15 protein-coding genes and 1 other RNA gene are annotated in these 17,148 nt (G+C 36.9%); 4 read left to right on the top strand and 12 right to left on the bottom strand.

Features of this window, described 5'->3' with window-relative positions; genetic code table 11:
• Window positions 1–186 precede the first annotated feature (186 nt).
• Window positions 187–378 carry a cold-shock protein gene (locus ACSHW7_RS08310; RefSeq protein WP_151894554.1) on the top strand — a complete coding sequence of 64 codons (192 nt, stop codon included), beginning with the start codon at window positions 187–189 and terminating at the stop codon, window positions 376–378.
• Window positions 379–571: 193 nt separating this feature from the next.
• Here ACSHW7_RS08310 and ACSHW7_RS08305 read toward each other — a convergent pair whose 3' ends face one another.
• Window positions 572–2,110 carry a hypothetical protein gene (locus ACSHW7_RS08305; protein ID WP_435678877.1) on the bottom strand — a complete coding sequence of 513 codons (1,539 nt, stop codon included), beginning with the start codon at window positions 2,108–2,110 and terminating at the stop codon, window positions 572–574.
• 133 nt (window positions 2,111–2,243) lie between these two features.
• The gene (locus tag ACSHW7_RS08300) at window positions 2,244–3,497 is read right to left on the bottom strand and encodes a carboxypeptidase-like regulatory domain-containing protein (RefSeq protein ID WP_435678876.1); all 1,254 of its coding nucleotides are present in this window, start codon (window positions 3,495–3,497) and stop codon (window positions 2,244–2,246) included.
• Window positions 3,498–3,813: 316 nt separating this feature from the next.
• Between ACSHW7_RS08300 and ACSHW7_RS08295 the strand changes: the two genes are divergently transcribed.
• Window positions 3,814–5,262 carry a peroxidase family protein gene (locus tag ACSHW7_RS08295; RefSeq protein ID WP_435678875.1) on the top strand — a complete coding sequence of 483 codons (1,449 nt, stop codon included), beginning with the start codon at window positions 3,814–3,816 and terminating at the stop codon, window positions 5,260–5,262.
• 98 nt (window positions 5,263–5,360) lie between these two features.
• Here the strand turns inward: ACSHW7_RS08295 and ACSHW7_RS08290 are convergent, their stop codons facing one another.
• Window positions 5,361–6,410, bottom strand: a complete 1,050-nt coding sequence (locus tag ACSHW7_RS08290; RefSeq protein WP_435678874.1) for a glutaminyl-peptide cyclotransferase — start codon at window positions 6,408–6,410, stop codon at window positions 5,361–5,363.
• An 86-nt stretch (window positions 6,411–6,496) separates the two neighbouring features.
• On the opposite strand from ACSHW7_RS08290, the gene ffs reads away from it, so the two are divergent.
• An RNA gene (gene ffs / locus ACSHW7_RS08285) (signal recognition particle sRNA small type) lies at window positions 6,497–6,595 on the top strand.
• A gap of 275 nt (window positions 6,596–6,870) precedes the next feature.
• A complete protein-coding gene (locus tag ACSHW7_RS08280; RefSeq protein ID WP_435678873.1) occupies window positions 6,871–7,335 on the top strand; it encodes a hypothetical protein in 465 nt (154 codons plus the stop codon).
• Window positions 7,336–7,803: 468 nt separating this feature from the next.
• Here the strand turns inward: ACSHW7_RS08280 and ACSHW7_RS08275 are convergent, their stop codons facing one another.
• The 9 genes from ACSHW7_RS08275 to ACSHW7_RS08235 all read right to left on the bottom strand — a co-directional run bounded on the left by ACSHW7_RS08275 (window position 7,804) and on the right by ACSHW7_RS08235 (window position 17,104).
• Complete coding sequence (locus ACSHW7_RS08275) at window positions 7,804–8,598, bottom strand: anti-sigma factor (protein WP_435678872.1); 795 nt, start codon at window positions 8,596–8,598, stop codon at window positions 7,804–7,806.
• Window positions 8,599–8,615: 17 nt separating this feature from the next.
• A complete protein-coding gene (locus ACSHW7_RS08270) occupies window positions 8,616–9,149 on the bottom strand; it encodes an RNA polymerase sigma factor (protein WP_435678871.1) in 534 nt (177 codons plus the stop codon).
• A gap of 207 nt (window positions 9,150–9,356) precedes the next feature.
• Entirely contained in the window at window positions 9,357–9,941 is a 585-nt protein-coding gene (locus tag ACSHW7_RS08265; protein ID WP_435678870.1) for a superoxide dismutase family protein, read from the bottom strand.
• A 77-nt stretch (window positions 9,942–10,018) separates the two neighbouring features.
• Window positions 10,019–10,762: an LVIVD repeat-containing protein gene (locus tag ACSHW7_RS08260; RefSeq protein WP_435678869.1), complete on the bottom strand. Its 744-nt coding sequence runs from the start codon at window positions 10,760–10,762 to the stop codon at window positions 10,019–10,021.
• A gap of 4 nt (window positions 10,763–10,766) precedes the next feature.
• Entirely contained in the window at window positions 10,767–11,288 is a 522-nt protein-coding gene (locus ACSHW7_RS08255) for a hypothetical protein (protein WP_435678868.1), read from the bottom strand.
• Between the two features lie 93 nt (window positions 11,289–11,381).
• Window positions 11,382–11,867: a YdeI/OmpD-associated family protein gene (locus ACSHW7_RS08250; protein WP_435678867.1), complete on the bottom strand. Its 486-nt coding sequence runs from the start codon at window positions 11,865–11,867 to the stop codon at window positions 11,382–11,384.
• Between the two features lie 8 nt (window positions 11,868–11,875).
• A complete protein-coding gene (locus ACSHW7_RS08245; RefSeq protein ID WP_435678866.1) occupies window positions 11,876–13,093 on the bottom strand; it encodes a bifunctional alpha/beta hydrolase/OsmC family protein in 1,218 nt (405 codons plus the stop codon).
• Between the two features lie 23 nt (window positions 13,094–13,116).
• Window positions 13,117–13,824 carry a DUF2490 domain-containing protein gene (locus tag ACSHW7_RS08240; RefSeq protein WP_435678865.1) on the bottom strand — a complete coding sequence of 236 codons (708 nt, stop codon included), beginning with the start codon at window positions 13,822–13,824 and terminating at the stop codon, window positions 13,117–13,119.
• A gap of 28 nt (window positions 13,825–13,852) precedes the next feature.
• Window positions 13,853–17,104 carry a VPS10 domain-containing protein gene (locus tag ACSHW7_RS08235; protein ID WP_435678864.1) on the bottom strand — a complete coding sequence of 1,084 codons (3,252 nt, stop codon included), beginning with the start codon at window positions 17,102–17,104 and terminating at the stop codon, window positions 13,853–13,855.
• Window positions 17,105–17,148 lie beyond the last annotated feature (44 nt).

The raw sequence follows: 17,148 nt of genomic DNA, 5'->3' as shown, positions 1-17,148 counted from the left end.
CCGAATCTGCCGAAATAAGACTTGTTTTAAATGATTAATATTTCCGAAGAAGAAAGAATGAGTGGTAAAAACAATGTTAAGCCCCTCTATAGTTGAATTTTGGGTAATTTATAAATAAAAGCTGTTTTGCATTGTATAGTCAATAACTAAGTTTACCTTTGTGGCTTAATAATTTAATTCATTACAATGAACAAAGGAACAGTAAAATTCTTCAACGACACTAAAGGTTTCGGATTTATCACAGAAGAAGGAGTAGAAAAAGACCATTTCGTACACATCTCAGGTTTAATCGACGAGATTAGAGAAGGAGACGAAGTAGAATTTGACCTTAAAGAAGGTAACAAAGGTCTAAACGCAGTAAACGTAAGAGTACTTTAATATATACTTTTTTGAATTTACAGAAAACCCATCCCAACGGATGGGTTTTTTTTGTGCTTTATAGTAAGGCTCAACCAGAAATAGTGATGTTTTTGTAAATCTTAGTGGAAAATGTATTTTCCAAAATAAAAAGGGTTAAAAGTAAATCGAAATCATGATTCACTTTTAACCCTTACCTTTTTAAATGTGTTTTCTAACCTTCTGGAAAAATAATACTTTCATAAGCTCCAGCATCTGGAGGTGTTGCGCGAGTTGTGCCGTTAAGGTCAACTGGAACAATACTATTAATTGCAGAATCTCCAATATTTTCAGCTCCCGAAACATTCATCTCAATATTAAAGTCATTTAATTGTGGATCAAAGAACGCCGGATCAACATTTAGCGTTACGTTGTTATACGGTGGTTGTCCAAATTGATACAAAGGGTTATCTGTAAAATCTCCTCCCGTATCATTGAAACGGAGTAGGGTGTTGTTCAATTCGTAGTTAAATAAAACCGATGCGTCATCGACTGCAAAAAGCCCGAGTTCGAGATTTTCGCTTCCGTATATAATACAGTTGTTGAACGTTGCTTGAATCAATGATGACGCTAAAATTTCGGTACCAGTATCAATCGCATTATTAATGGAAACCGTAGGTGATGACCTAAAACTATTGCTCCAATAATTTGCAAACGTACTTTGATTAAATGTATAATCACCACCAAGATTTAATTCCAAGCTGGAATTTCCACAGTTATTGATTACCATGTTTTGACCCGTTACATTTCCTGTAAAAGTTTGCAAACCGCTTACCGCGGCGTTGTAAATTTGAACGTTTTCCAAATCAATTTGACTATTTGCAACTCGTAATCCTATCAACGAATTTTTTATCGTCGTATTTGTCCAAGTGTTTCCCACACTGTTATTTGTAAACCAAATGGTACCCCATTGTCCCGGTACATTTTCAAAGTCTGGTTCTAAACGGTCACCTTGAAAGATGACTTCGTTTTCTAATAACTCGGGGTCTGTACTAGGTGCTCCATTGACATTCATAACACCACCTTCATTGATTAAAAGTCCGCTACTGTTGTGAAAATGAATGCGTGCTCCTGCATCTACAGTTAATGTTTTTCCTGAATTTACGGCTGCATAGCCATAGATTACATAAGGTTTTTCGTTGGTCCAATTTAGCTCTGTATCATCCAAGAAAAATCCCTCTATTAAAATATCGTTTCCATCAGCATCTTGCCCTAAATTGAGGGTTTCAATCATTCCATTGCCCAAGTCTGCTGGAAATAGAAATACTGCATCCTGCACTAGTGTAACCAATTCTACCTTTTGCTGAAGTGCGCCCGTGTCAAATAAAATTTGGTCGGTATATAAAAATTGCAAATCATTACCCGGAAGATTTTCGATGTCCAATGTAGTCTCCACGAATACGAAAATACTATCGTTTGCGAGGATATTGATGTCATTAAAAACTTTTCCCGGCAGCCCGTCAACATTTAATCTGTAGTTAGAAGATTGCCCTTCGCCAAGAGAAATGGTGGGAATCGTAATATCCTCATCACTGCGATTGTACACTTTTAAATTATAGGTACTTGAACCAATGTTTGTAAAAACGGTGTCCAAATAAACAGTATCTCTTGAAAATTCAAGATTTCCTGTGTTCGCAACGGTTTCAAAATCGTTTCGGCAGGAGCTCCAAAGAATAATGCAGCAGAATAATGCCAAGCCATAGATATATTTCATCAAAGAAAATTTTAGGTAAAAATATAACTTTTATTTGTCTCTAATATTGTGAGACCGCAGGGATTTGAAATTTATATCAAATCCCTGCGGTCTCGTTAAGAATTATATTTTAAAAGATATTGCGCTTTAATCTCTATTTTGACTTCTGTCTTTCTAATTTTCTTTGCGCTCTTTCTTCTTTTCTCTGTTGTCTCTTTAACTGTCGCGCTTCTCTTCGCTCTCTTAATTTTTTATACTGAAATTTTAAACCATTTTGATATGCTTTTCTTTGTTTGCTTTTTTCAGCTTCTCTTTCCCAATCATTAGCAAAAGATACATTGCCGAATGGTCTTGTTGCGGTTACTCGATTTGGTTCACTGGCCCAATATCCGCCAATAGCCATTAATCCTCCAAGAGTTCCTCCTTCTTCCATAAAAACATTTAATATATTACTATACTCGTTTATTTGTTTCTCAATTGTATCAAATCCAACATAACTATAAACTAAAGTCTGTCCTTCCTCAACAGTTAAACTATACAATCCGTCAAAATCGCTTTGTGTCCCGTTTGTGGTTCCTTTTACAATGATATTTACACCCGGTAATGGTAATCCGCTGCTATCTGTGACTGTACCAGAAATTTTTTTCAGGGTATTATCTTGGTCTGTTTTTTCTTCAACCTTTTCCTCTATTTCTTCTTTTGTTTCTTCTTCAACAATGACGTCGCCGATTTCTTCTCGAGTTTCTTGGGGAGCAATTTTTATTTTACCTGTTGTTCTTTCAATTTGCAACTCTATTTTTGAAAGCGAAATGTTTTTTACATTCTTACTTCTAGTTGTCATAAATTCAAAAGGCTCATAATCGGGTTTTTCGAAGCAGAGCGTTTCACCGTGAAAGCATTTAATTTCATATTCGCCTTTAATGTTTGTATAAGTTACAACGCCAGTTTCATTCGAAGTAATTTTTACCTTGTTCAGCACATTTCCGTGGGAATCTGTAACCACACCTATTGTAATCGTTCGCACTTTTAAAAGATTATTTACCTCGCTATATCTGCCAACTCCTATAGATTTATAAACCTTTTCGGTCTTTGTCTCCTTTGAAGAGGCTTTAGTGTTGAGACTGCTAAGCAACGTCAAAGGCAACAATAAACTGGCAGCATACGGAGCAAGTGATGCTGTAGATTTTCGCTCCAGTTTAATCTCTCGTTTCAACTGCGTTTTTTTGAATCTCCCACAACTATTGGGGTTTGCCGTGAGCATTTTTACGATTTGCTCATCGCTTTTTTGAGTGAAATCTGTTACCTCTTTTTCACAAGAAGCGCAGTGTCTTCCTTTTTGAGTTGGAGTCATTTTTGCCCAATCTTCATGGCAAGGTTCGGGAATCTGTACGTGTATCGCTTTTTTCATCTTTGATGGTTTTATTACCACAAAGATGGATTCCGCATACCATATATAAAATGACTTTTGAGGGAACAGACGTTTTGAGTGAGGGAACAGGCGTTTTGAAACAATAGAAACCGCAACCATTCAAATAATGTGTGTAATACATTAAGTAAATGTTTCAAAAAGCATTAGGAAAATTCTTCCATTTTTTTAAAAGCGAAAGCACTAATAATTCGTTTTTTATAAATATCTTTATATCAGCATTTTACGCTAAACTTCCCCTTATCATAGATTCCCCAGAATTACTTTGTAATCATTTTACTAACTAAATATTTTAATTATGAAAAGCAACCATGGAATGCACAGTTTTTTTGGAAAAAATCTACTGTGTACAATAGAATCCTACAACGTTGAGTCGATCGGGAAATTTGGAAGGATGTTCAGAAATGTCTCACCGCTTTATAATAATCCGCAAGTATTAAATAAACTTGGGGAAAAGGGAGGAGCAATGGATATCAACGGGGCGCCAAAATTTACTGCCAATGTTCCCTTGGGGATGATATTTTTTGGTCAATTTATTGATCACGATATTACTTTTGATACGAGCTCAAGTTTCAGCAGTATTAACAATCCCAACAGTATCGATAATACAAGAACAGCCACATTGGATTTAGACAGTATTTTTGGTGGCGGACCCGAGGATGAGCCTTTTTTGTATGATAAGCCAAATGGAAGAGGTCTTTATTTGTTAACAGGAAAGACAAACCAAAACCAAGGACAAGGTGCGGCTTTAGAAAAGTACGATTTAGCCAGAACTGGAACCGAAACTGCAATAATAGGAGATCCAAGAAATGATGAAAATAGGGTGATTTCACAAATGCAACTGGCATTTATTCGGTTTTATAATGCGCTCTATCACAAAAAGAAAACAGATGATCCACATAAAAGTGCTGGAGAATTATATGAAGAAGCAAGGCATGATGCAACCATGCATTATCAGTGGATTGTTGTCAATGAGTTCTTACCGCTTATGTGTGGTTCAAAGATTGTAAATTCTGTTTTGGGTTCGGGAAGACGTTTTTATAAACCTTGCAACGAGCCTTTTATTCCAGTTGAATTTTCTGTAGCTGCGTATCGTTTTGGGCATTCCATGATCAATCAAGAATTTAAATTGCAACCTTCGGGGCCCGTGCATAATATATTTTCACCGCAATTTGGTCGTGGATTTGAAAAGATTAAAAATGTAGGTCAGATTATTGAATGGGAAAGTTTATTTGATTTTGACGGAAACTACCAAAGAGCTGAAAAGTTAAACACAAAAATGGCGTCTATTCTATTAGAATTACCCTTTATAAATTCCAGCAATCCAGGAGATAAATCGTTAGCTACTCGAAATTTAAGACGTGGGCAGAGCTTTTTATTACCTTCTGGCGAAAGTATCGCTACTTTTATGGGAAGAGATGCTGGCGAAATTGACAGCGTTAAAGATTTGATTGAAAATTTATCATCAACGCATAATCTGGACATGGGCAGTGGTACGCCATTATGGTTTTATATTTTGGCCGAAGCAGAAAAAATAGGCAGAATGGATACGCTCAACAATCTTCCGGGAGAAGGTTTGGGTCCCGTTGGAGCAACCATAGTTGCCGAAACCATCATCGGTATTCTAGAAAAAGATGAGCGCTCTTACTTAGGTAGTAATAGAGACTGGTCACCTTCGTTGGGCACCAATGGTGTTTTTACCATGAAAGATTTATTGACGATGGCAAATACCGCCGTAGAATTGTAAATACCATTTTCAAAAAAAAAGACTGCCTAAAGTATATATTTTGGCAGTCTTTTCTATTTGCGGCATATTTGGTAAAGAATTTAAAAAATCTAGATTTCTTATTTTTCAAAAATTTCAATCTTAAAAAGCTTGTCCCATTTTTTTCCAGTTACATAAATGATGTTGGGTTCTCCTTTGTAGGCAATTCCGTTTAGAACATCGAGTTCGTTGTGTTGACTTACTTTTTCTTTGAGACCTTTCATGTTTATAATTCCAGTTACCGCGCCATTATTAGGGTTTACGATAGCAATCGCCTCACTTTGATACACATTTGCAAAGAGTCTGCCTTCGATCCATTCCAGTTCGTTCACACTCTTTACTTTGCTTGTGTTTGTGTAGATTTCAATATACTCTTCTTCTGCTAGGGTAGTGGGATTGAGTGTCCAGATTTTCTCTGTACCGTCGCTTTTGTAAATCTTTTTACCGTCGTTGGCAAGTCCCCAACCTTCTTTGCTTTGGTTATATTTAAAGGTAGTTTCTTGTTTCAACGAAGGAAAATCATAAATTATACCTTGCCCAGATTGCCATGTAAGTTGATATAATTTATCATTTAAAATCGTTAAACCTTCACCAAAAAATTGCGGTTGTAAATCTTGGTCCATGAGCACTTCGCCCGTTTTGTAATCCGTTTTTCTTAAATCTGAAAATCCGCGTTGCCCGGTACTTTCATATAAATCTTCACCGTTAAATTCCAGTCCTTGGGTGTAGGCGCTTTGATCATGCGGATATACTTCGAGAATTTTGTAGCCGTAGAGTTTTGGCTTTTCCGAAGCTAAAATAACGAACGATTTTGAAACGGTGTACTCATTTCCGCCGGAAGTTATCTTAGCGTCAATGGTACGTTCTCCCAGTTTTTCTGCGGAAATGTTAAGGGTTGCGCCACTCGTGTTTCCATCAAAAGGTTTTCCGTTGAGCGAATAGGATACATTATCAATGGGTTTCCCTTGCTTACTTTTTAGTGTTATAGCTACCGTTTCAGCAGTTGTAAAACTCTTTTTGTTGTCTTTAATTTCTATAGAGAAATGCTGGTTGGCGTTTTTAATTTCCTCGTCGCAGCTGGTGATTAAAAGTAGTAAGACAAAGGTAATTAGTAGGTTAGCATATTTCATATCGGGTCTATTTTTTATGCAAGATATTTATTAAAAATGAGTTGAAAAAATTATTGGAAAAGATGTGAAAAGAAGTATCTTTGCACCGGCAAGTCCTACACAACCAGCTCCTGTTGAATCCCCCAGGGTGGGAACACAGCAAGGGTAGACGGTCGTAGCGGTGTGATGTAGGTAGCTTGCCATTTTTTGTACCCGAAAGTCAAGGGTTTCAATCTTCAAAAAAGTAAATCGAATAGAAATTTCCCCCGTTTATTTATTTTATCTGTAAGAGATATAAATTATTCAATTGTTGTTTTATCTACTTATAAGGTTGAGGTCTAGCTCAAATTAGCTCATAAAAAAAACTGTAAACGCGCAAAACAAACTGTTGATAACAGGATTTTATATCCGTATATAATGCATAAATTGCATTTTATAACTTGTTAGGTGCAAGCTTTACATAAATTCTGAAAATAAAATAATGAATTCAAACTATTCGGATTTAAATATTTCGTCACTAATAAAATTAGCCGACATCGATACTAGAAAAATTGACAAAGGAGTAGAGTCAGTTCATTTTACAATTAACTTAGATCCTTTGTTCTTGGACACCTTTGAATTGTTGAATTTTCAAATTGCAATAAATAATGGAGAATATGTGTTGGATGATGATAATGACGTTAAAATAATTAGGGCCAGATTCAGTACTCATTCTGACTTATTAGATGAAAGCCAAATGAAACTTGTAACAAATTCAGCCATGCAAATTTGCCAAATTAAAGATGATTATTGGACTGGTGTTGATTACATGAGAATCTTAAGTGGGGTGTGGAGAGGACGAACAATTATTGAGCATAACATATCTATCGAATTAGATGAAAACGGAAATTTTATTCTAGAGATTCTTAATTTGAATTATTTTATTAAAAGATTAGCCAGCAACTAACACCTGATATTACTCACTAATTCCTACTTAAATTTCATTAAAATTTAGAACATATTTTAAAAACTTTTCTATGTTTTGAACTAAACCCCGAAAAATATCTTAAGAAATAATAATGCATAATCCAGTTTTTTATACAGTTACATTACAGAGGAAAAAAACTCTCTAATTTTCTATTGATTTTTGTATTTATTAAATTTGTTTAAATCGTGCAACCAATACTTAAATAGAATTAGGACATTACTGCACTAACAAATTTTCTAAAAGCTAGTTATGAGCAATACATTTATCATCTTTATAATTGGATTTTTCGTTGGAATATTTATACTGTTTAAGGTTTTCAAAAAGAACAGGAATTGAAGAACTGATAATTAGGGGTTAATAATCTAACCCCCGCCACATTTCCGAAGAATAAAAAATGCCTCAGAAATTTCTGAGGCATTTTTATATGAATTAGTTTTCTTAAATTTTTTAAGGAGCTGTCGTTCCTAAGGTGTATAATTGAGAAAGGGTAGGGGATTCGCTTCCGCCAGCTGGCTCGAGCGTGATTCCAAATGCTTGCGGAGCATCTTTCAAATTTTCAAATTTATACACTCCGTTTGAAGCTAACGTACTGTCATCAATCAATCCTACGCTGGTAGGCGTTAGTGGCTCTAACATGAGCGACCATACTTGATATACTTTTCCTTCTGGTGCTTTTGGAAGTCCTTTGACGTCAATATACGCAACGTTAGTATCATCGTTAAAATACACCTTACTGTAGGCCGTAGGCGCAACTGCTTGATTACCCGGCAATGTATATGCATTGTAATCTTTTGAGCGTATCACGTCAAGAAGTTCCTCGTTTGCAACGAGCATTTCAGTCGAGATATCCAACTCTTCCTCCAATATATTTCTTTGTTCCGTAGCTTCAGTAACTTGGTTTTCAAGTTCATTGTTTTGATTAAGCATCCAGAAAATACCTCCCACACAAGCCAGAGCTGCTGCCCAACCTGTTATGGCACCCCAATTTGTTGTGTTGTTTGTATTTCCTATACTTCTTGTTCCAGAAATAGCATTTAAAATACTACTCCAATTCATTACTGAAAGTGCGGGAGCAATTTCTGATGAAAGATTCATCAATGTGTTCTCGATTCTTTGAACCTCTCCGCGAACGTCGCTATTTTTTTGAATTTCTTCAAACACTTCTTGCGCTTCATCTTCTGGCAATGCGCCACAAACATAAAGTTCTAAAGTTCCTGATTCTATTAATTCCGTTGTTGTCATTTTTGTGTATTATCGAATTAACCTAAAACTTGCATCTGTAATTCTTTTATGCAATTTCTATTCCTTGTTTTAACAGTTCCTAAAGGCATTTCCAGTTCTTTGGCTGCATCAACTTGTGTGTATCCTTTAAAATAGAGCAAGTCTATTATTTTGATACAAACGGGTTTTAACCGTTCTACAAATTTGGTTATGCCAATGGCGTTCGTTTTTTTGTTTAAGCTATCAGTACTCGATATAATATCTACGAAATTTGTTGTAGATAGGTTTTTCTTTGAATTTTTATAGGCTTTAGACCGTGTGGCATCAATAGAAGTGTTTCTGGCAATGTTCAATGCCCATGTAAAAAAGCGTCCTTTTTCTATGTCGTATGATTTAGAATTGCTCCATATTTTAATAAAAACGTCTTGTAAAGTTTCTTCAGCAAGGTCGCTATCGCGCACTACGCTATAAATTATACCATAAAGAGCTTCAGAGTATAAAGTGTAAATTCTTGCAAATGCTTTTTCGTTTCCGTTTTGCATTTCAAGAATTAGTTCATCTGGTTGTCGCATTTGTGAGATTTTTTTGAAAGATAATAAAAAATTAAATCGTCCCTTACGGAAATATTATACATTATTAAAATAATGGTATTGTTTTTGAATATAGTAAGTAGCTATGAAACAAAACTTAAGCACGATGATTGTAGTGCCGCTAAAAAGCCCCATAGTAAAAAAACCGATTGAGATTTCAATCGGTTTTTGCTATATATAAAATTGTGATTATTCAATGATACCACCACAGCTCATTCTTGCGCCAGCATCTCCAGAAGGTTGTGATTTAAAATCATCTTGTCCTTCGTGAACGATAATCGATTTACCTAAAATATCTTTTGTGTTGTCACCGCAGCCAATGCACCACTCATTGGTTTGCATGCTCACGCTTCCTGTTCCATCTTCATCTACTCTAAAATTTCCAATATCACCCTTGTGATACCCAGATTGACTTCCCCATTTACCGTGGTCTTGCATGGTTGGGTTCCAGTGTCCACCAGCCGATTTACCGTCAGCCGCAGAACAGTCTGCATTTTCATGAATGTGTATTGCGTGCATTCCAGGTTTTAAACCTGAAAGTGAAGCTTCAAACATTACCATATCTCCCTTTTGTGAAAAAGCCACGTCACCCGTTGCTTGGCTGTCGCTTTTTGATTCGAGTTTAAAACTTACCTTTTTTGAAACTTCGTTTGAAGAAACCATTTCTTCATTAGTATTATCCATTTCAGAATTTTCTGAATCTTTCTTGTCATTTTTACAACTAGTAAATGATATTGCCAATATACTAAGTGTAACTATTGCTATTTTTTTCATGTCTTAATTTTTATTTCGGTTAATAGTTCTACTAAGATACTGTTTAACATTTCCGCAGACAAAAAATTATGAAAAGTTTAAAACTCGAGACTGCTTAAAAAAGTAGTATTCTCAATGTTTGAAGCATCAAGACGGTACTGATACAAACCATTGTCACCTATTGCAATTAAAAGATTATCTCTTATTATAACATCAAATGCAAGCCTGCTAATGTTATGAACCAATATCGTGTTTGTTGGGTCGCTCACGTTAAAAACCTTGATTTCATCGTCGCAAACAAAAAGATAGTCACCATAAAGTCCCATTCCCTTCGGAAATGTTAATCCCCTTGTACTTAGGAGTATTGGATTTGTAATTTCGGTAACATCATAAATTTCTAATTGGTTTGCATTATTTCCGCAGCCCAAATCTGACCATAAAATAACGTAAGCAGTATTTTGAGAAGCTACAACGGGGTCGCATCCCGTTAAATGTGTTGCCTCTGCCACGAATTGTGGAAATTCGGGGTTTTCGATGGAATAGATATACATTCCGTTTTGCGAACCTATGTACAAATATTCCCCATAGCTAAAGAGGGTTTCAATATCAAAACTGATATTCACCTCGTTCACTTTTACAGGGTCATTGGGTGCAGAAATATTAAAAACATTCAACCCTTCATAATCCACTCCGTATAAGTAATCGCCTACCAACGCAAAGATAGCGAGTGAGCCACCTTGCCCGTCGCTGCCATTGGATTCAATAAAACTGTCATTCGAACTATCTGAATCACATCCCACAATGAGCATCATGGCAAATACTATGTATAATAACTTTTTCATCTCTTTAATTTCTTAATTGCCATCCAACGACAATATTATTTTCTGGAATATCATAAGGCAGAAAGCCATCTGGCGATTGGATAGGAGGGAAGGTTTCAATCACTCTTTTTGTAACTGCGGGTGGAGTTGTCGTTAATGGATTGAAATCCACAGCGACTAAATCTACTGCTTGGTTAAAAAAATAGACATTGTTTCTAATTGCCATATCAGTCACTCCGGGAATTTTTAAAAATGCTACAGCTTGCGGATTGCTTGGGTTTGTATTTGAGAAAATATGAAAGCCTTTATACTTTTCATTCACAAAAAGTAAGTCACCAAAAACATAAATCTTCCCCGAATTTTCAATAGGTCTCGCTGACTCCTTCGCGATGCTTTGTTCAAAAACCGAACGTTCTAAATAAATAGGTTCGTACTGTGATTCAAAAATTGGCTCACCGCCAATATCATCTGGGCAGCCACTAAAGCAACATCCCTGAATTAGGGTCATCCCCAAAAGAAGTGCAAGGGCAATAATTTTATGTTTCATAAATAGTTATATATTATAAACAACAAACATAACAAGTTTTTACCACCTCCCAAATGAGAATAAGTGGGTGTTTATTAAACTTTTTAAATCAATTTAATGAACCTTCAACCATTGTCTTTGGTCTTTAATCCCTCTCTTTAAATTTTCAGAAATAAGAATTGCCTTGTCTATTTTAGTCTGCGAATTTTTATAACGTTTAATGGTGTAAATCAAATTTCTTTTTTTGCCATCGGTTAACGATTTAAAAATGTCCATAAATTCTGGGTCGCTTTCTAAAACAGCATCAAGTTCTTCGGGCATTTCGACACCGTATTTTGTTGTATCTTCAAAAAATTGAATCGTAAAATAATCAGATGGATACATACCAAGCTGTTTTTGATGTTGCTTACTAAACATCATTCGGTACAACCCTTTTATTTTTCTAATAGCGGCATGAAAATAAATTTCTTCACCATTAAATGATACTACTACTTTTGCACGTTTATGTCCAGCATTTAAAAATTGTTCAGCCAACTCTTCTGGAAGGGTAAGATAATATTTACCATCTTTTGTGACTTCATATTTTTTTGATTTGAGCATAGGCAACTTTAGATAATTGCGGTAATAATTTGGGTTTCGGTATTTAGTGTTTTATGCACGGGACATTTGTCGGCTATTTGTAATAAACGTTTGCGTTGTTTTTCATCGAGGTTACCAATAAATTTTATTTCACGGTGAAAAGTGTCAATTTTACTCGTTTCATTTGCCTCGCAATTTTCACAGTCTACTGCATAATCTCTGGAATAACTTGTGTGTACTTCTACATTTTCAATAAGCCACCCTTTTCGTTTTGCGTACATCTGTATTGTCATTGCAGTACATGCAGAAAGACTTCCTGCCATTAATTCATAAGGTGTAGGGCCATAATCGTTTCCACCCACTCGAACGGGCTCATCTGCCTTAATGTAATGGGATCCCAATTTGAGTAATGTGGTGAATCCATCTTCGTCATCTAGACTTGCCACTACTTGATGCGTTGATTTTATTACTTCGGGTAAAGGAACTTGGATGTAGCGGGCTGCCCAGCCTGCAATCACTTTACCTACATACGCGGCATTTTTTTTGTCAATCAATAAGTGCTCTGAGCCATCAAGCGTTACAAAACTTTTGGGATGTTTTGCCGCGTGATAAATTTCCTCTGCATTTTTTATAGAAACCGTTGCGTCTTGCGGGGAGTGTAAAATGAGCAATGCTTTTCCGTCAAGTTTTGCTGCGGCAGCTTCGCAACTTTGTTTGTCGAGGTCATCAAAAAATTGCTTTTTGAATGTAAAATCACGTCCAGCAAGTGTTACGTTTGCTTGTCCGTCGTTTTCGATAATTTCGGCTTGGGTACCAAATTGTTTCTTCACATGCACAGGGTTACTTGGAGCTCCAATCGTGGCAAGTGCTTGCACACTAGAAATTTCCGAAGCCGCAAAAATCGCTGCCGCTCCACCCAAAGAATGTCCTACTATTAATGAAGGAGCTTTGTATTCCTTTGCAAGAAAATCTGCAGCCTCTACCAAATCGGCTACATTGCTTGAAAAATTAGTATCCGCAAAATCACCATCGCTGTCGCCCAATCCCGTAAAATCAAAACGCAACACACCAAATCCCTCACTCGCTAAGGCTTTGCTTACATTACGAACGGCGCTAAAGTCTTTTGTACAGGTAAAGCAGTGCGCAAAAATGGCAAAATTATGTGGTTCTTGTTCCAGCGGTAAATCCATGCGGCCAGAAAGCGTTGTTCCTTGAGCGTTTGTAAATGTAATTTTTGATGATTTCATAGGCTTTCAATTTTAAAATACTATTATTCAAGGGCGTTATTATCTTCTCCTCTAAAATCTATGTTGTACCAAAAACCTAATTGAAAACGATCATAGTTGCTTCCGGTAAAATGATTTTTGAGATATCCTATTTGTGTTGAAAGGTTTTTGTTAAAAGTATATCCTACGGCGGCATACAATCTATTTTGGCTAAAAATGGGCTCTTGTAGATTTATAAAGATTTCATCATAAGCAGACAAAAACCATTTTTCGGTTAAGGGATATGTTAGTCTCAATAGATAACGTGCTCTGTATTGTGTGTCGTTTTCTCCATTGGGCGTATCTATAAAACGTTGTTCAAAACGGTAACGATGGGTGGACTTAAATTTCCAAAGAGAATTCTTAATTGTGAATTGGCCATACAATCTATGCTCAATGGTGTTTTCCTCTCCCGCCGGTTCTTCAAATGTGCCGTCTGTTGAAATATAACCATATCCTAAAGTCGCCGCGGCTTTGTCTGTAATATGCCAATTAACACCATTGCGTATTAATAATTGATTAAAGTTGGAGCCAAACTCGTACGTTCTATATTGAATTTCTGGACTGATGCTAATGCGTTCTGAAAGTCTCGCATTTGCAAAAAACATGGTCCAAGAACCAAAATTATCTTGACCATCATTTGGGGTAATTTCTTGAGCGTTTATTGAATGGAGGCACATTCCTAATAATACGAATACAAATATTTTTCTCATTCTTTATTACGTTATAGAGTTTGTTTGGTTAGTCAATTTTTATGAGTTTGGTTTCCTTGAAAACAGGAATATCAATTGCTTTCATCTTATTTTTATATTCCTGCCAGTCTGTACTAAAAAAAGCATTTGTTTTTGTCACGGCTTCTTTAAGTTCATCTTTTGCTTGCTTTATTAAAGTGCGCTCGGTCGTCGTTAAACCATTTGGGCGACTGCCGCTATACCAACCTGCTGTTCCAATTCTATTCATAACGGTGACCTCGGGATTACGAGTAATTCCTTGGCGCTTATCTTCTTTACCAATATAAAGGGCGATTAAATCGTCAATTTTTTCAGCAATCTCTTTGCTTGCTTTTAGCTCTTCTTTATAAAGGTCTTTTTCTTCGGAATTTTCCTCCGCCTCATCCTTCATTTTCTTTCTGAAATTTGAAGCAGTTTCTTTACTCTCCACCAATTGACGCACTGCATCTGCTGCCGAAGCCGTCATCTTTTCAATTTCTTTTGAAGCATTGTAACTATCATTAATCGCTTTTTCTGAAACTTCTAATCGAGGGTCACTTTCTACTTTAATCATTGTTTGAGTAATGACATCATCATGCAAAAGCTCAACTTTATATATTCCAGGTTTAACATCAGTTCCACCAGATTCCCTTGTTGAATTACGAATGCTTCGAGAGGGGCGAGAAACTCCAGCTTCGTCCATTCTCCAGCGCCATTTGTAGATTCCTGTACTATCGGGTACTTTTCTTTTTAAGGTTCTTATCAATCTGTCGCCGTCGTATATTTTCATATAGATGGAGTCTTTTCCGGGCCCTTCCATTTTTTCTTCTGAAATTTTTGGCTCATCGTCCATTTCGTCTTTTTCATCATCCTTTTCATCCTCATCTTCTTTATTGTTATTCATTTCGGCTTTGCTGTCGCTTTTAAAATAATACGATATACGTGCACCTCCGTCTCTGTTTTCTCCATTATACATGGCATCACCGCCAAATCGGCTTCCCGTGGGCTGTTGAAACGCCGCTTGATATGCCACTGGCGGTTCAAAAACTTTGAGTTTTGAGTTGAGAATATTTTTGTCTTTTGCAATCGCTCGCAACGGACGAATATCATCTAAAACCCAAGCCGCACGACCAAATGTTCCAATCACCAAATCATCCTCACGTTCCTGAATCACTAAATCCTTTACTGAAACCGTAGGAAATCCGTGTGTCCATTTTGTCCAATTATCTCCAGCATTTGTAGAATAATAGAGACCGTCATCTGTCCCTAAAAAGAGCAAGTTTTTTTCTTTTGTGTCTTCTAGAATAGACAGCGTATAACTTTCTGTATCATTTTCATCCACAATTCTATTCCAAGTAGCACCGTAGTTTGTGGTGCGGTACGCATAGGATTTGTAGTCAAATCTTCGGTAATTATTGGCAACCAGTAATGCCTCGCCGTTGGTTTTGTTACTTGCTTTAATCTGGGTAATCCAGCTACCAGCGGGAAGTCCCGGAAGTTTAGAAATTTCGTCCCAAGATTGTCCGCCATTTTTGCTCACGTGCACGCGACCATCATCTGTGCCTACGTACAAAACATCTTTTTCAACTGGAGAAGGTTCAATGACTAAAATGGTTGTGTGGTTTTCGGCACCTGTCGCGTCCATTGTCAATCCTCCACTTTCTCCTTGCTTTTGTTTTTCCGGGTCGTTGGTTGTTAAGTCTGGCGAAATCGTTCTCCAAGTAAGTCCTTTATCGGTCGATTTATGAACAAACTGGCTTCCGAAGTAAATGGTGCTATTGTCAAAAGGGTCAATATTTATGGCACTGTTCCAATTAAACCGAAGCTCAACATCTGGATCTGGGTGCGTTGGTTTAATCGTATAATTATTTCCTGTAATATGGTCGTAGCGACTAACAGAACCTTGTTGGCTCATACTCCAGCCATAGCGGCTATCGTCGCGGTCTGGCACGACATCAAAACCATCACCAAAACTAATTTCCTGCCAGTAGCTGTTGCGAATTCCCTGTGCTTTCCAAACATACGCAGGGCCTCTCCAGCTACCATTATCCTGCATTCCTCCGTAAACATTGTAAGGATATTCGTTATCAACGTTGATGTGATAAAACTGCGCTACGGGAAGATTTCCTATAAAACGCCATGATTTACCGCCGTCTCTGGTGATGTTCATTCCACCATCATTTCCATCCATCATTAAATTTCCGTTTTTTGGATGAATCCACCAAGCATGATGATCTGGATGTACTCCATTGTCCACGCCATACGCTGGCATTAATTCTTCAAAATTCTTTCCGCCATCTTCACTCACATTTACATACGTAAACACAGAATAGACTCTGTTTTCATTTTGAGGATCTACAAAAATGTCACTGTAATAAAAGGGGCGATTACCAATATCGCTTTTGTCATTTATTTTCTTCCAAGTAAATCCACCGTCTGTTGATTTATATAAAGCGTTCTTTTTTGCTTCTACCAATGCATAAATTATGTTTGGTTTACTGGGGGCAATGGCTAGCCCAATGCGGCCCAATTCGCCTTTTGGCAATCCATCTTTATCGGTGCGTTCTTCCCAAGTTTTTCCTCCATTATGTGTGATAAACAATCCAGAGCCTTCGCCACCACTTTTAAAGAACCAAGGGTCTCTTTTATGTTCCCACATTGCCACAATAAGTTTGTTTGGGTTTGTGGGATCCATTACCATATCTGCAACTCCTGTTTTTGTATTCTGAAATAAAATACGTTCCCACGTATCTCCACCATTTGTAGTTTTATAAACACCACGTTCCTCGTGAATTCCCCAAGGAGAACCAATGGCACCTACATAAACGACGTCTGGATTTGTAGGGTCGATAATTACTTTATGAATGTGCCTCGTTTTTTCTAACCCCATGGATGTCCAAGTGCGGCCTGCATCTAGTGATTTGTAAATTCCGTAACCACCATTTAAACTGTTTCGCGGATTTCCTTCGCCCGTTCCAACCCAAATAACAGAAGGATTTGATTGCTGAATAGCCACCGCACCAATAGATGCCGTTTTTTCATTATCAAAAATGGGGGCCCATTTTATACCGCCACTGGTTGATTTCCAAAGTCCACCACTCGCGGTACCTACATACATGATGTCTGGATTTTCAGTTACTACGTCAATCGAGGTAACACGGCCAGACATTCCGCCAGGACCTATATTTCTGGGTTGCATTTCTTTTAAAATGTCGTTTTTGATTTCTTGTGCCGAGGTAATACTAACTGCGGAAATGAGCAGGAGAAAGAGTAGTTTTTTCATATTTACTTGATAAACGATTTTTATATTTTGGAAATTCGTCAGAT

Source organism: Patiriisocius sp. (assembly GCF_051252435.1).
Taxonomy (GTDB): domain Bacteria; phylum Bacteroidota; class Bacteroidia; order Flavobacteriales; family Flavobacteriaceae; genus Patiriisocius.
The sequence above is the reverse complement of the archived record's forward strand: the minus strand, read 5'-3'. Positions and strand labels throughout refer to the sequence as shown.

What these genes read in the sequence shown, in the direction of transcription:
- ACSHW7_RS08265 (WP_435678870.1), bottom strand. Translation starts at nt 9,941, where the DNA reads ATGAAAAAAATAGCAATAGTTACACTTAGTATATTGGCAATATCATTT.
- ACSHW7_RS08270 (WP_435678871.1), bottom strand. Translation starts at nt 9,149, where the DNA reads ATGCGACAACCAGATGAACTAATTCTTGAAATGCAAAACGGAAACGAA.
- ACSHW7_RS08275 (WP_435678872.1), bottom strand. Translation starts at nt 8,598, where the DNA reads ATGACAACAACGGAATTAATAGAATCAGGAACTTTAGAACTTTATGTT.
- ACSHW7_RS08300 (WP_435678876.1), bottom strand. Translation starts at nt 3,497, where the DNA reads ATGAAAAAAGCGATACACGTACAGATTCCCGAACCTTGCCATGAAGAT.
- ACSHW7_RS08255 (WP_435678868.1), bottom strand. Translation starts at nt 11,288, where the DNA reads ATGAAACATAAAATTATTGCCCTTGCACTTCTTTTGGGGATGACCCTA.
- ACSHW7_RS08240 (WP_435678865.1), bottom strand. Translation starts at nt 13,824, where the DNA reads ATGAGAAAAATATTTGTATTCGTATTATTAGGAATGTGCCTCCATTCA.
- ACSHW7_RS08290 (WP_435678874.1), bottom strand. Translation starts at nt 6,410, where the DNA reads ATGAAATATGCTAACCTACTAATTACCTTTGTCTTACTACTTTTAATC.
- ACSHW7_RS08305 (WP_435678877.1), bottom strand. Translation starts at nt 2,110, where the DNA reads ATGAAATATATCTATGGCTTGGCATTATTCTGCTGCATTATTCTTTGG.
- ACSHW7_RS08295 (WP_435678875.1), top strand. Translation starts at nt 3,814, where the DNA reads ATGAAAAGCAACCATGGAATGCACAGTTTTTTTGGAAAAAATCTACTG.
- ACSHW7_RS08280 (WP_435678873.1), top strand. Translation starts at nt 6,871, where the DNA reads ATGAATTCAAACTATTCGGATTTAAATATTTCGTCACTAATAAAATTA.
- ACSHW7_RS08310 (WP_151894554.1), top strand. Translation starts at nt 187, where the DNA reads ATGAACAAAGGAACAGTAAAATTCTTCAACGACACTAAAGGTTTCGGA.
- ACSHW7_RS08235 (WP_435678864.1), bottom strand. Translation starts at nt 17,104, where the DNA reads ATGAAAAAACTACTCTTTCTCCTGCTCATTTCCGCAGTTAGTATTACC.
- ACSHW7_RS08245 (WP_435678866.1), bottom strand. Translation starts at nt 13,093, where the DNA reads ATGAAATCATCAAAAATTACATTTACAAACGCTCAAGGAACAACGCTT.
- ACSHW7_RS08250 (WP_435678867.1), bottom strand. Translation starts at nt 11,867, where the DNA reads ATGCTCAAATCAAAAAAATATGAAGTCACAAAAGATGGTAAATATTAT.
- ACSHW7_RS08260 (WP_435678869.1), bottom strand. Translation starts at nt 10,762, where the DNA reads ATGAAAAAGTTATTATACATAGTATTTGCCATGATGCTCATTGTGGGA.